This is a genomic window from Ideonella paludis (assembly GCF_018069865.1).
GTDB classification, from domain to species: Bacteria; Pseudomonadota; Gammaproteobacteria; order Burkholderiales; family Burkholderiaceae_C; genus Ideonella; species Ideonella paludis.
The window spans coordinates 59,649-73,620 of sequence record NZ_JAGQDG010000010.1 but is presented as its reverse complement, the minus strand read 5'-3'; the positions used below and the strand labels follow the sequence as shown (position 1 = coordinate 73,620).

At 58.9% G+C, this 13,972-nt stretch carries 9 protein-coding genes and 2 pseudogenes; 9 read left to right on the top strand and 2 right to left on the bottom strand.

All coding sequences use genetic code 11. The annotated features are described in order from the left end of the window. Positions 1-71: 71 nt before the first annotated feature. Positions 72-206, bottom strand: a pseudogene (locus tag KAK11_RS21085) (LuxR C-terminal-related transcriptional regulator); the annotation flags it as partial. Positions 207-350: 144 nt separating this feature from the next. Further along, positions 351-3,266, bottom strand: coding sequence for a Tn3-like element IS1071 family transposase (locus tag KAK11_RS21080; protein WP_003049965.1), 2,916 nt, complete (start codon positions 3,264-3,266; stop codon positions 351-353). A gap of 1,148 nt (positions 3,267-4,414) precedes the next feature. Between KAK11_RS21080 and KAK11_RS21075 the strand changes: the two genes are divergently transcribed. The 9 genes and pseudogenes from KAK11_RS21075 to KAK11_RS21040 all read left to right on the top strand — a co-directional run bounded on the left by KAK11_RS21075 (position 4,415) and on the right by KAK11_RS21040 (position 13,948). Further along, positions 4,415-5,989, top strand: coding sequence for an RHS repeat domain-containing protein (locus KAK11_RS21075; protein WP_210811557.1), 1,575 nt, complete (start codon positions 4,415-4,417; stop codon positions 5,987-5,989). Between the two features lie 47 nt (positions 5,990-6,036). Then, positions 6,037-9,405 (top strand): RHS repeat domain-containing protein, encoded by a 3,369-nt coding sequence (locus KAK11_RS21070; RefSeq protein WP_210811556.1) that lies wholly within the window; start codon positions 6,037-6,039, stop codon positions 9,403-9,405. A gap of 80 nt (positions 9,406-9,485) precedes the next feature. After that, entirely contained in the window at positions 9,486-9,728 is a 243-nt protein-coding gene (locus KAK11_RS21065; RefSeq protein WP_210811555.1) for a hypothetical protein, read from the top strand. Between the two features lie 287 nt (positions 9,729-10,015). After that, positions 10,016-10,228: pseudogene (locus tag KAK11_RS21990) on the top strand (RHS repeat-associated core domain-containing protein); the annotation flags it as partial. A 264-nt stretch (positions 10,229-10,492) separates the two neighbouring features. Continuing rightward, complete coding sequence (locus KAK11_RS21985; protein ID WP_246499205.1) at positions 10,493-10,741, top strand: hypothetical protein; 249 nt, start codon at positions 10,493-10,495, stop codon at positions 10,739-10,741. A 65-nt stretch (positions 10,742-10,806) separates the two neighbouring features. Continuing rightward, positions 10,807-11,220, top strand: coding sequence for a hypothetical protein (locus tag KAK11_RS21055; RefSeq protein ID WP_210811554.1), 414 nt, complete (start codon positions 10,807-10,809; stop codon positions 11,218-11,220). A 498-nt stretch (positions 11,221-11,718) separates the two neighbouring features. Continuing rightward, positions 11,719-11,955, top strand: a complete 237-nt coding sequence (locus tag KAK11_RS21050; protein WP_210811553.1) for a hypothetical protein — start codon at positions 11,719-11,721, stop codon at positions 11,953-11,955. A gap of 274 nt (positions 11,956-12,229) precedes the next feature. Continuing rightward, positions 12,230-12,511 carry a TIGR04438 family Trp-rich protein gene (locus KAK11_RS21045; protein WP_210811552.1) on the top strand — a complete coding sequence of 94 codons (282 nt, stop codon included), beginning with the start codon at positions 12,230-12,232 and terminating at the stop codon, positions 12,509-12,511. 183 nt (positions 12,512-12,694) lie between these two features. Continuing rightward, positions 12,695-13,948 carry a porin gene (locus KAK11_RS21040; protein ID WP_310737849.1) on the top strand — a complete coding sequence of 418 codons (1,254 nt, stop codon included), beginning with the start codon at positions 12,695-12,697 and terminating at the stop codon, positions 13,946-13,948. Positions 13,949-13,972: the final 24 nt, after the last annotated feature.

Below are 13,972 nucleotides of genomic sequence, written 5' to 3'. Positions count from 1 at the left end.
AATTAAGGTGCCATTGGTGACACGATTAAGGTGAACCCACAGTTTCGATCATCCTTGTAGCGTGGATGCCCTCAAGCCGAACGAGTCGTGAGGTAAACCGCCGCCTGCACGCGCGAGCTGAGCCCTAATTTGCGCAAGATGTGTTGCACATGAATCTTGACCGTAGTTTCGGCGATGTCCAAAGCTCGGGCGATCTCCTTGTTGCTGGGGGTCTCCTCGTTTTCAGTGCAATAAGTGACGGTACGAAAAGCTAGCACTGGCGCGGAGGTGGTGTTGGTAGATCGTTGATTTCATTGACTTTCCTGTTCACTTTCAAATCTGCGATTCGTGGCGTCAAACCGTGGTCGGTTTCATCCATTGGTGCCAGTTATCGATGCATTTGGCCGCGAAGGCAGGATTTGGTCAGCATAGCGGTCAACCGGGAAGCGAAACACACCCCGCAAGTTGATGCTCTCCAGCCTGGTGGGCGCAATCTTCCCGATCAGTTCCGGTGGAATGACCTGGCGGCGGTTCGACCAGCGATCCAGGACCGCCTGCATCTGTGAGGTATTCCACGCCATCACGATGTTGGCCATCAGGCTCAACGCATCGGCCACAGCCTGCATTTCATCGACACGTTTGGCCTGCGCCGGGCTGATCCGGCCGGTATAAATGGCGCGCTTGAGGGCGTTAACAGCCTCGCCCCGATTGAGCACCCGGCGCAACTCGTTCCTGAAAGCGTCCTTGACAAAGTAGTCAGCCAAAAACGCCGTACGCAGCAACCGCCCCAATTGCACGCCAGCCTCATAGATTGGATCGCCCTGGGCGGCAGAACCGAACCGCGCAAGAGCTGCCACCGCACTGGCATGTCCGCTCATGACCGAGGCTGCCAGGTGCACCAGACTATCCCAATGCTTTTCGATCAAAGCGACGTCGACATTGGCTTCGCACACCGCAGCGATTTCTGCGGGCACTTTGGTGCCGCGTGGCACAAAGAGGTGGCGCTGTTTGAGTTCCTTCAACCGCGGGCAAAGATCAAAACCAAGCAAACGGGCATGTGACATGGCAAAGTCGGTGTAGCCATGGGTATCCACAGCAAGCTGGCTGGTCTCCAGCTTTTCTTGGCGGATGACACCTTCAATGGCCACGCCCGCCTGGCGCTCATTGAGCACAAAGGGCTGCGCATGGAAGATGCCCCACCGGTCTTTTACATGGGAGTAGATTCCAATGGAAGGTGTGTTGCGCCGAGGATCAAGCCGGGCTTGCCACACCCGTTTGGTGGTCTCCATGCTCATCATGTCAGAAGATGCCAAATCGGACCGCCCCCAGGTGGCGGCAATCGGGTGTCGCTGCATGAATTCCAGCACAGCCTGGCAGGCCTGGCTCAGACGCCGTTCGTCCCGCGCCCAGCGCATGGCCTGGCGAATGCTGGTGGCAGACAATTGCGGAATCATGCGCGCGCATTCGACCGCAGTCAGACTGGTGCCGTGGGCCATGATGCCGGCATAGACCATCAGCAGCTCGTCGGTAGAGCGCGGCTCACGTCCGAGCATGATCCAGCTAAAGCGCACCTGGGCGTCAACGGCCAGAATCACTTCCGGCAATTGAACCTCACCGATGCGGTGATCCAAAGCCGCGCGCAGCTTGGTCACTTCTGGGTCTTCGTCCTCTGCGGGCAATGGCGACAAATGGAGTTCATCATCCACGCGCAGTACGCCACTGCGGGCTGCAGCGGCCACCGCATCGACACCGGCAGTTACTCTGGCCAGCAAAGGCTTCAAGAAAGTGGCAGCCTTGCTGGGTAACGATAGACGGGCATAGTGTTTCTTGGACTCTGCCTGCCAACGCTCGTCCGTGAAGAACAAGCGCGCACGACCCCGAAAGCTCAGGCTGTGCTCAATCCAGACCGAGCCATTGCGCACCGCGCGGCGCAGGGCAAACAGGGTGGCCACCTCCAACGCCTGAAACGCCCGTTCCCGGTCTGGGCTGGAGATCGAAACCTGCCAGATCATTCCCAGACTTGGTGCCACCACTTCAACTGGCAGCTTTCTGGATCCTTTGAGATATAAAGCTTGCAGCTTGGCAAGGTACTCGATGGCAGGATGCTCGCCGGTGGCCTGCCAGGGCAGCTTTGCAATGGCGACGAGCAACGACCGCACGGGGCGAATTCCATCAATCAATCCCTCGCGGACCAGGGAGGCCCTGCTCGGTGGTTTGCGTTTCTGGGTTTCGGTGATCAAGGCTTCAAGACGGGCACGCAACTCAGCATCTGGCACCGCACCTTGCGCGCTCAAGGCAACAAGTTCGCCGAGCAGCGTTTTGTACATTGCGGCCCAATTGACGGTAGCGGGGACATCGGCGGCAGCCTGACGCCACAGATCGGCGATCCGGCGCTGCACCATAAGGATCAACTGGTCTGTGGTGGTGAACAGGCAATACCGAAGAAAGCATGCGACCTCCACGGTGCGCGCTGGCTCTTTGATCTTGGCTCCGGCTGAGGGCGGCCTGGAGACAAGTCGGCGCGCGTAGCGGCGCAAGATGAGATCGGGGATGTCTGCCAGGTGCTTATGAACGTCCAGCGTGTAAAGCAGGTCGATGCGCTCCAGTACCTCGCTGATTTGGCGGGTTGAGTGTTTCGCCGGTGCAGCCCATAGCCAACTCTGCTGGGTTTGTCCATCTGGGCGCAGCTCTGAAACTGAGGCTCGCCAGCGATCAAGTGTTGCTGGATCAACGCTGGCGGCGATGGCGGTGCCTGTTTCAACTTCAAGCTGGGCAAGTGCCGCCGCAATCAGTGTCCGAATTGCCCGCTCGTGCACGATCACCAGCTTGTTCTTGTACAGCCATTGACGCGCCCGCACGAGTAGCTGATCGCGGTCGGCGCAGCGCGCCACTTCGTCGCGCAGTTCACGTACCAGTGAGCGGCGCTGGTGCTCGCTCATCCACTGGAATCCAAGGACCGTGCAGGCTACTTGTTGGTGATCGAATAGCGTGCGCCCGCGTTCATACATGGCTCTCAGCGAGGCGACTTCTGGTGCTGCAATGCCAAGCTCGTTGCCAAGGTGGCGCCACAAGGCTACTGGAATTACCCGAAAGGCACCGAGCAAACGCCCACTCATGCGCAGGAAACCAATATGGAGCGCCAGACCAAGCTTGTGGGAATCACCTCGGCGTGCATTGATTGCGTCGCGCTCGGCACCATCGAAGGTGAAAAATGCCTTCATCTCGAAGTCGCTGATATCGCGGGGGAGCCCACGCATCCCCAAAAACGTTGTGTGCCAACCCTGCATCGTGAACCTCAAAAGTGGGAGGCCACCATACCCGTTTACAAAGCGAACAGGAAAGTCAATGAAATCAACGGTCTACCCAGACCACCCCCGCGCCAGTGCTAGCTTTGCGTACCGTCACTTATTGCACTGAAAACGAGGAGACCCCCATTAAGGCGGCTTTCACCGAAATTAAAATGATGCCAGGGTGCGTTCGCTCAACACCAGATAATGTTAATGCAATGGGCCAGGAATGGGGGCTAGAGTGGTGCAATAACTCTTTAAATTCACACTTGCATCGATGTGTTGATTATATCAAAACAGAGTTGGTTGGTCCGGCTTGTTCTTATGAAATGATTGCTATATTTAGTGCTGAGCGACGTGATCAAAATAGCGATGGGACGCTCGGGCCTTGGTATCCTGTGGAAGATATCCAAGCTAAAGTTGGATGGACAACAGGATCGGGAAAGTACGTGGAAGCATTTTTAAACGGGACCATCATTGAGGGCGAAGGTTGTATTTCTCCGTTGAGTCAAGGATATATTTTCAGTTGCCCACCTGAAACCATTCTTAAGTTGAGTTCCGAATTCGAAGAAGAGAGATTTCAAAGTACGGGAGCGGTTTGCTATCCAGTTTGGGATGCGGCCCTACCCTGCGAGACCTGCGAAGCGGGCTTTGGTAACCCAATATTCCCTGGCAAGGGTGCAAAAAAAATAGAACTTAGTTTAGGTATTGCCGATCTTGCCATCGCCTACGACACTGGCCGTAAATACAATTATCTCACCGACGACGGAAAGCCTAAATACACCATCTCAGCTATTCGCCGTGTGCTGGGTGGCCTGTGGGCACCTTCTTGGCAAGAGAGCGCAAAGAAAATAAATATTCAAGCGGGACGAACCCAGTTTCAGTACCAAGCTGGTGCGCACCGTGAGTATCTGTTTGATGGTGTCTCTGACGCCCGCTTGCTGGCGAATGGAACGGCCAGCTTTGTCGCTGGAGGGAGCCTGCCAGCAGTATTTCATGCAGACGGAGCTGTGAGTTGGCTCTTGCAGCAAGATATATTCCAAAAATTGGATGCCACTGGCCCAAGTAAAATTTACACCTACGCACCAGCCATCGATTTGACCAAAGACCTTCCTGCTGCTGGCTTGTTGGCAACCATCACCCCATCCATGGGCGCACCCATCACCTTTGGTTATAAAAAGGTCGGCGAAAGCGATATCTTGCTCAGTTGGGTCAGTCAGGCGGGCAAGAAGGTGAACTTCGAGTACACCGCGCAGGCTTATCTCAAAAAAGTGATTTGGCCTGACGGCAAAGTGCGTGAGTTCCTCTATGAAGACGCTCGCTTCCCGTGGGCCGTCACGGGTGAGATCCATGAAGACGGTGTGCGCTTCAGCACCTATGTCTATGACGCTGATGGCTTAGCCACAGAAACCTATACCGGCAACAAACAAAATCACTTCAAGGCGACCTGGGCCACCAAACCCGTGCTCCAAACCACCTCGGTGAAGGACCCGAGCACTGGCCTTTTCCGGCGCAGCCGGGCGTGGGTGGCCGGCACCGGGGCTGCGATCACCAGCCCGTTGGGTGAGGCCATCGTTTTGGAATCCCAAAGCATCCTCGGCACCATCCGCATCACCTCACGCAGCCAGCCGGCGGGCAGTGGCTGCACGGCGGCCAACTCCGAAACCGGCTACGACGCTCGGGGCAACATCATCAGCGCTAAAGACTTTGCGGGCCGTCGCAGTTGCATGGCCTATGACACGGTTCGCCCGCTGGAAACCCTGCGCCTAGAGGGCGTTACAGCGGCTACTTGCCCAGACAACCTGGCCACCTACACCATTCCGGCCAACCTCAAGCCAGAAGAGCCTCAGCGCCTCATCCACACCCAGTGGCACCCCATGTGGGCCAAGCCCGTGCGCGTGGCAGAGCCCAAGCGCATTACCACCACGGTCTACAACGGCCAACCTGACCCCCTGAATGCCGGTGCCGTAGCCAATTGCGTGCCCGCCGGTGCCATGCTGCCCGTGGGCGAAGCCCTGGGTAGCACCACCCCGCTGGCCGTGGTGTGCAAACGCTACGAGCAAGCCACCAACGACGCTACCGGACAGCTCGGCTTTACAGCCGCAGAAACAGGCCGCCGAAGCTGGAGCTATACCTACAACGCCCGTGGCCAAGTGACCAAAGCCACCGACCCCGTAGGGCAGGTGAGCGACTACACCTACTTCGAGGCAGATGACTTCTCCGGCACCGCCCAAAGTGAGCTGGGGGAACTCATGGGCCACCACGTGGGGGACCTCAACACCGTCAGCATCACCGTCAATGGGGTGAAGCAAACCACCACGCACACCCACTACAACCGCTGGGGCCAAGTGCTGCGCAGTGTGCTGCCCAATGGCAACGTTGAAGCGCGCGCTTACAACGCCCGAGGTGCCTTGCGGCTGGTACGCACCCGCCCTGTGGACGGCAGCACCGAAAGCCTGTTGACCGAGTACACCTACCACCCCACAGGTTTGCTGGACAAACAAATCCAGCCTGATGGCGCATGGCGCAAGCACCACTATGACGATAGCCGCCGCCTGACCAAGGTTGAAGACCACCTGGGCAACCTGGTGGAGTACAGCCTGGACGGCGCAGGCAACCGCCTGCAAGAGAAGCACACCGACGCCCAAGGCGTGCGGCAGAAACTCATTGTGCGCAGCTATGACGCACTGAGCCGCATGCAGTCTGAAACCTTGGTGCCCTGATTGAGCGTGCCCAACAACCACAACAAAGCAAAGCTGAGGAGGCCGTCATGAACGCGAACAGTCGTACCGATTTGTTTTACCGCCAGGGGTTGGCACAGGCGGTGCTTGCCGCAAAGCAGAGCCTTCGCCAAAGCACCCAAGCAGTGCTGTTCAGCATGCTGGCCGTGGTGTGGCTGCTGCTGGCGTCGCCCAGTTGGGCGGCGGTGAGCACCACGACCGAGCTGAGCAGCAGCGCGAACCCGGCGGTTGCCAACCAAATGGTGACGCTGACGATGAAGGTCAAGCCCAGCACGGCCAGTGGCAGCGTCACGCTGTATGCAGACGGCAGTGCGCTGAGCACGCTGAGCCTGAACGCCAGTGGCGAGGCCAGCCTGACCACCAGCACGGCCAGCGTGGGCACCTTCCAGCTGCAGGCCATCTACAGCGGCGATACGGGCCACCAAACCAGCAGCTCCAACCTGCTGAGCCAAACCGTTTGGCAGGGCACCAGCACCACGCTGAGCAGCTCTAAAAACCCAGCGGCAGTGGGAGAGCCTGTCAGCATCACCGTTGGCGTCGCACCGCCCACCGCCAGTGGCACGGTCGAGCTGCTGCTCAACGGCGCGGTGCTGACCAGCGGCACCTTGGTCAACGGCAGCGCCACCATCAGCGACACCGCTGGTGTGGCGGGCAGCTACCCCCTGCAAGCCCGCTACCTGGGCGACGGCGTCCACGCGCCCAGCGTCTCCAGCGTGCTCAACCAGCTCTTCAGTGCTGGGGGCACACAGAGCAGCGCCAAGCTGACCCTCAGCCCCAGCAGCATTGCCGTGGGGCAAAGCAGCACCTTGGTGGTGGCCGTCAGCCCCAGCACCGCCACAGGCAGCGTCACCTTTAAAGACGGCGGCATCGCCCTGCAAACCATCAACCTCGGCAGTGGCGCCGTCGCCAGCTGGACACAAACCTTCAGTACGGCAGGAACCCGCGCCATCACGGCCGAATACGCTGGCGATGCCCTCAACTCCGCCAGCGTGGGCACCGCCAGCTTGAACGTCAGCGCCACCGGGCAGCCTGGCAGCGTGCCCCCCAGCGGTGCCCTGACCAGCAGCTTTGGCTACAACGCCAACGGCCAGCTCACCACCGTCAACCTGCCACAAGGCAGTGGCCAGCCCTTTGCACGCAGCCAAACCCAAAGCTGGGACACCCTGGGCCGAGAGCGCCTGACCCAACTGCCCCCACCGGCCTTGGCGGCCAGCCAGCCCGAGGTGGTGAAGACCTGGGACGGCCGCGACCAGCTCATCGGTGTGCAAGACCCCCGCAAGCTCAACACCACCTACACCATTGACGGCCTGGGCCAACAACTCAACCAGACCAGCCCCGACACCGGCACGGGCAGCGCCAACAGCACCTTCTATGCCGACGGCCGCCTCAAGACCCGGCGCGACGCCCGGGGCAAACTCTTCAGCTACACCTGGGACGCCCTGGGCCGGCCCAGCCAAATCAGCTACAGCAGCGGCACGGCCACCACCTTCCAGTACGACAACTGCACCACCAACGCTGGCAGCGTGGGCCAGCTGTGCAAGCTCACCGATGAGAGCGGCAACACCACCTACAGCCACGACGGCTTTGGGCGGGTGCTGAACAAAGCCCAAATCGTCACCTACACCCCCACCGGTGGCAGCCCCACCAGCCGCAGCTTTGTGCTGGGCCAAACCTGGGGCAGCAGCGGCGGGGCCACCGGCAAGCTGCAAAGCCAAACCTACCCCAGCAAGACCCAGGTGAACTACCTGTGGGCCACCAACGGCCAACTCAGCGGCATCAGCATCAACCCCGTCAACGCCGCAGGCACGGCCACCGACACCACCAAGACCGTAACGCTGCTGAACACCCTGGCCTACACGGGCCTGGGCACCGTCAAGGGCTGGGCTTGGGGCGATGGCGTGGCCTACGCCCGCAGCTTTGACGGGGCGGGCCGGCTGCAAACCTACCCCTTGGGCAACCCGGCGGGCAGCGGCAGCGCCGCCGGCCTGACCCGCACCGTGGGCTATGACGACGCGGGCCGCATCAACAGCTTCACCCACAGCGGCACCGGGGCCAACCCCAGCGGCTTTGATCAAACCTTTGGGTACGACGGGCTCGATAGGCTGACCGCCAACCAACAGGCCACCAGCTATGGCTATGGCTACGACGCCAGCGGTAACCGCAACAGCCTCAAAGTCGCAGCCAACACCTACGCGCAGACCATTGCCCCCACCAGCAACCGCGTCACCACCGAGACCAATGCCACGGGCAGCAAGAGCCTGCAGTACGACACCGCAGGCAACCTGCAAAGCGACGGCACCTATGCCTACACCTACAGCGACCGGGGCCGCCTGAGCCGCGTCACCGTGGGCACGGCCACGGGGGCCGAAGTGGCCAACTACCGCTACAACGGGCTAGAGCAGCGCGTCGTCAAATACGGCCCCACCACCAAAGTCGATGGCGGCGCACGCTTCTATGCCTATGACGAAGCAGGCCATCTGATCGGTGAGTACGACAAAGACGGCAACCCAGCCTACGAAGTGGTCTACCTGGGCGACACCCCCGTGGCCGTGCTCACCCAAACCCGCACGGGCAGCCCCCTCCAGGTCAGCACCCAAGTGCACTACGTCTACGCAGACCACCTCGACACCCCACGGGTGATCGTGCAATCGAGCAACCACGCCATCCGGTGGCGCTGGGACCAAGCAGAGGCCTTTGGGAACAGCCCACCCAACGAGAACCCCAACGCCCTGGGCGCCTTCAGCTTCAACCTCAGATTTCCCGGGCAGACGTTTGACAAAGAGACGGGCTGGCACTACAACCACCACCGGGATTACAGGCCGGGGGCGGGGCGGTATGCGCAGTCAGATCCCATCGGGCTGGCGGGGGGGATCAATACCTATACGTATGCACTTGATAACCCATTAAGCGGCGTTGATCCGGACGGCCGACTCGTGTTTTTGTTGCCGGCTGTACCTTCGGTTGTCAGTGGAACCACTGTCGCAATTGGCGTAGCTCTAGGCGCGGGTGCAGTACTGATTGATCGGATGTTTAGTAAAAATATAAAGCCACGATGGGTTACGGGAAAACAGGAAAAGTATTGGGATCAAGCTAATTGTGCAGAGGGGGATCCTTGTGAGCAAATTAAGGCTTATATACGACAGGAAATACTGCAGGCCAGAAAAAAACGTGATAGCATGCTTTATGATAAAACGCTGTTCAGGAATGCCTATGACGTCCCAAATCCGGCAATTACGAATATGAATGGTACTTGGAAGGGGCATGCAAGGGATCTGAGAGGTAAAGTGGATAAAATTGATGAAATGATTGCTATGGGTGCTGCAATGGGTTGCAATATGTCAGAGGAAATAATCATGAAGAGTGGATTAGATATTCCAAATCAGCCACTTTCTCCCTAGATAATATGATCATACATTTGAATGTCCCGATATTCTCTTCGCCGACTAATCCGATAGGTTCATTGGCGGGGAGGGTTTCCATGCGCAACGTGCCAAAAGAAGGTGATGCATTTCCGTGGGGCGAACTGATTGATGTTACGTGTTCAGAGTTGCTCTCCGAACTTGGTGGCAGTCGCGTGGACTACGCTGACACCTCGCCACAAATTAAATTTGTCGACGCTGTTATTGGCTTAGATGGTGTATTCTTGAATTCGGAAAAGGCAGCTCGCGACGTTGTGCATCAGTTGCATATTTCTTTGGGTTTGATTTATTGTGATTATTAACTGATCAATTGAATGTGATAATCTAAGTGAATGTCTTGGTAATTTAAGGCCATGGAATTTGATAATTCAGCGATAATTCTGGCCCACAGAGAATTTTTGGATTAGCCGACTCGGTCAAGTGGAAAGCACGGCTAATGCGCCGTACCGGTAGCTGGCAAGTTGGCTCGGGTACCACGGAGATCAGCCCCTTGGACGACGCGATCACCATGGAATTCCAAAGCATTCTCGGTACCAACCGCATCACCTAACACCGTTGGCCCTGGGACCAGGCCGAAGCGTTTGGCAACAGCCCGCCCAACGAGAACCCCAGCGCCCTGGGCGACTTCAGCTTCAACCTCAGATTCCCCGGGCAGACGTTTGACAAGGAGACGGGCTGGCACTACAACCACCACCGGGACTACCGGGCGGGGGCGGGGCGGTATGCGCAGTCCGATCCGATTGGACTCCAAGGGGGCATCAATACCTATGCTTATGTTGGGGGGAGTCCGCTGAGCTACACCGATCCAGATGGACGTCTTCCGCTGCCAATCGTGACCGGGCTCATCGGCGCTGGTGCTGGGGCAATCGGAAATCTGGTCGGGCAACTCGCTGTCAATAGGTGCAAGCCGTTTAGCTTGACAGACTTCCTGGTGGCGACGGGTGGAGGGTTCATATCAGGAGCGGCTGCGCCGTTCGTACCAGGTGGCGTCGTTGGTGTTGCGGCCTGGGGCGGAGTCTCAAACGTAGGTCAATATGCGGCGGGCTCTGCGATCAAAGGTGAGTCCATGAGTTGGACGGGTGCCAACACAAATTTCGCGACGGGTGTGGTCGGTGGTGCTATCGGCGGAGCGGTCGGTCGTGCGTCCCCTTGGCCTTATGCCAGCACAGCCGCTTCGCGCGAGATGGTAGATGCCAGCAACAACGCTGCAAGTATTCGACTCAATACAAGCATCGGCAACTTCCTTCGTAACCTTGGAGGCGGCGTGATCGGCAATGCGCCCGTGACGGATATGTGCGAGTGCATGGCGAAATGAGTGATAACGGGAACCCTTTAGCCACTTCCCCGGCTCTGTTCGTGAGTCCTTGGATCAGGGGCATCATGTATTTGGTGTGCGCTGTGCCGATTGGCACTGTCGTTTGGGCGTTCGCGCGTCAAGTCGTCTCCCCCGGAAGCGATCTGTTGGTCGCTGCCGCGGTTTGCGGTGTTATTGCAGTTACCTTTGGCTGGCTGTTCGTCCGCATCTACTCACTGTGCTCAGTCAGCGTCAGTAGAGAAGGCGTCTCACAAAGCTTTCTCTTGCATCGCGGTGCACTCAAGAGCAGAGCAAGCGTTCCTTGGGATCGGGTTCAGCGGGTCTCGTTCTCGCGGCTCTCCTACCACTTCGTGGTGGCCGACGGTTCCAACTTGGAACTCAATACTGCCTTGTTCGGCGATGCCCGCGCGGTGATCACTCTAGTCAGACAGTTCCTTCCGCCAAGGCTTCTCGCTCAGATCGATTCGCCGGGCACATGAGGGCGACATTGAGGTCAAGTCTCCAGGAAATCGGGGGCAGGTCTTTAATTTGAACCCCACGAGTGTGCGATCCCGAAGTCTTCTTGCCCCTATCCTCAGGCGTGACGAACCCGATAGGCCGCTTGGGCGGATCAGGTGGTCTGACTAGTTCGATCCTGGCGTCAAACACCTTCTTGAGCTGGGCTCGGGTGTTGTGGCTAAAGGTGTTTCAGTTCATAGCCAGCGCTTCCGTCTTCTCTTCGAGCTCGGTCTGCCGCTTGGTCAAGTCATCGTGCTTGGAGGCCAGATCGAATGCGCGCGAAGGCGCTGATCACATAGGCCGCCACGTCCAAGGCGAGAGGTCTGCTCAAGAAGATGGTCGCGGCCACGATTCTTCTGCAAATTCAAAAACACCATCGAAGCGAAGCCGAGGGCGACATCATTAAGACGCGGATTCAAACCTGCAGCCAGACCGCAAAGCAGAGCCTGCGCCGTACCACCCAAGCAGTGCTGTGCAGCATGCTGGCCGTGGTGTGGCTGCTGCTGGCGGCGCCCAGTTGGGCGGCGGTGAGCACCACGACCGAGCTGAGCAGCAGCGCGAACCCGGCGGTTGCCAACCAAATGGTGACGCTGACGATGAAGGTCAAGCCCAGCACGGCCAGTGGCAGCGTCACGCTGTATGCAGACGGCAGTGCGCTGAGCACGCTGAGCCTGAATGCCACGCTGTACATCCGCCGCCGCCTGACCTTCTCTTGATTCGCTTGCATAAGTGTCCACTTGAGTTAGGTGGACGCGAGACTCTTACATTCCCGCCTCACGGGCAAGGCAGGTCAGGCGGACCAATGCAACTCAAGGCCGCAGCCCGAGCGAGCAAATTGGTTCCGTGAAGACGCCACTTCGTTCCATTGCAAGTTGGTTCCGTCTCAAGGGTCATCAAGAGACAGTGCTTTTCGCCAACATGGCGTCCATTGGCGAATGGTTCACAGCTATTGCGTGAGCTTATGTGGAATTTTGTGACGGGAGAGATTTCATGCTTATGGTGATTCTTGGGCTCGGACTTATCGTGATGCACTTTGCAGGCATCGGAGCACCGGGGCGATGGAACACTGAGTTGTTCGGCGACCTTTGGAAATTCTTATTGCCCTTTGGCTTGGCGCTGTTGTGGTGGAAGATACAGGACCTCTCGGGCCTTGACGCCCGCAACGCGATGGAGCTTGATGCCCGACAAAAGGCGCGCCGTCGGCAACGTACCGCGGCGTCTTTAGGTTTAGGCGTGGCCCGTCCTGACGAGCCACTACGGCCGCGCCGCTGACATACGCGATCTTGGTCGAAGCGTCGAATTTGTGCATGTCTGCGGCCCTTCTTGGGCCTTGCTGCTGGTCAGAGCACGCTAAATTCACCATCAGCGCTTTGAGCGCTCGGCCAGGCCCCGCCAGCGCGCGGGGCGTGGCGCATTAAACGCAAGGGACTTGCTTTGACCACTTCATCGCTTGCTGTGTCGGCTGGTGTGCTGTGCTGTGCCCTGAGTGGCGCTGCCAGCGCGCAGCAGAAACTAGACCTCCATTGGTCGGGCTTTGCCACTGTGGGTGCCGTTCACTCCGATGACGACCGAGCGGACTTCGTGGCCACGCGCATACAGCCCGACGGAGCTGGGAAGACGCGTGAGTGGGCGTTCTCAACGGACTCCCGGGTCGGCGCTCAGATGAACTTGCGGCTCGATGATCGCTTTGAGGTCGTGGCCCAGGTGGTCGCCCAACAGCAGTACGACAAACAATTCAAACCGGCTGTGGAATGGCTCAACCTTTCTTACAAAGTCAATGACGAGTGGCGCCTGCGGTTGGGGCGAACGGCCCTGCCGGTGTACATGATCGCGGACAGTCGGCACGTGGGGTATGGCATGCCTTGGGTTCGCGTGCCCACTGAGGTATACGGCACTCTGCCATTGACCAGCAATGATGGTGTCGACGTCAGCTGGCGAAGCCGCTGGGGAGACGCTAGCAATAGCCTGCAACTATTTGCTGGCAGAACCTCTGTTCGCTCATTGATTGCGAAAGCCAGCTCTAAAGCCACCATGGGCATCGCCAACACCTTGGAGCGCGGTGCTTTGACTTTGCGCGGCAGCTTCGCGCGCTATGACTACGACGCGCAGACGCCTGATGGTGTGGCCTTTCAAGAGGGGGCAGAGCAACTCATTAAGTTGGCGGAGTCCATTCCGCTGCCGGACTTTCAGCAAGCAGCAGCCGAGGGACGAAGGCTGACCGACCGCTACCGACTCGTGGGCCGTACTCTGAATGTCGCCGCCCTGGGCTTGAATTACGACCCCGGGCAGTTTTTTGTGAGCGGCGAGTGGGTGTCATTGAAGGGGGGGGGCTATTTGGCCAGCAGCAAGTCTTGGTATGTGGGAGGGGGCTTGCGTTTGGGCGCCTGGACGCCTTACGCCAGCTACTCGCGCACCACGCCAGACATTCCTGTCGAACCCTATATTCATGCCACCGGCGTGGCCGCCATTGATGATCCGGCACGCCTGGCCGTTGACGCCTTGAATGACTCGCTGCGGACCTTGAACGCTGAGCAGTCCACGGCCGCGCTAGGGCTGCGCTGGGATGTGGCACGCAATTTGGCCCTCAAAGCGCAGTGGGAGCGGATCCACTTAGGCCCACGCTCCATTGGCCGCTTGACCAACGCCGACGCTGACATTCAAGGCGAACGTGTCGACGTCTTCAGCGTGGTGGCGGACTATGTGTTCTAGGGCGCGTACCGGTCCTCTCTGGAG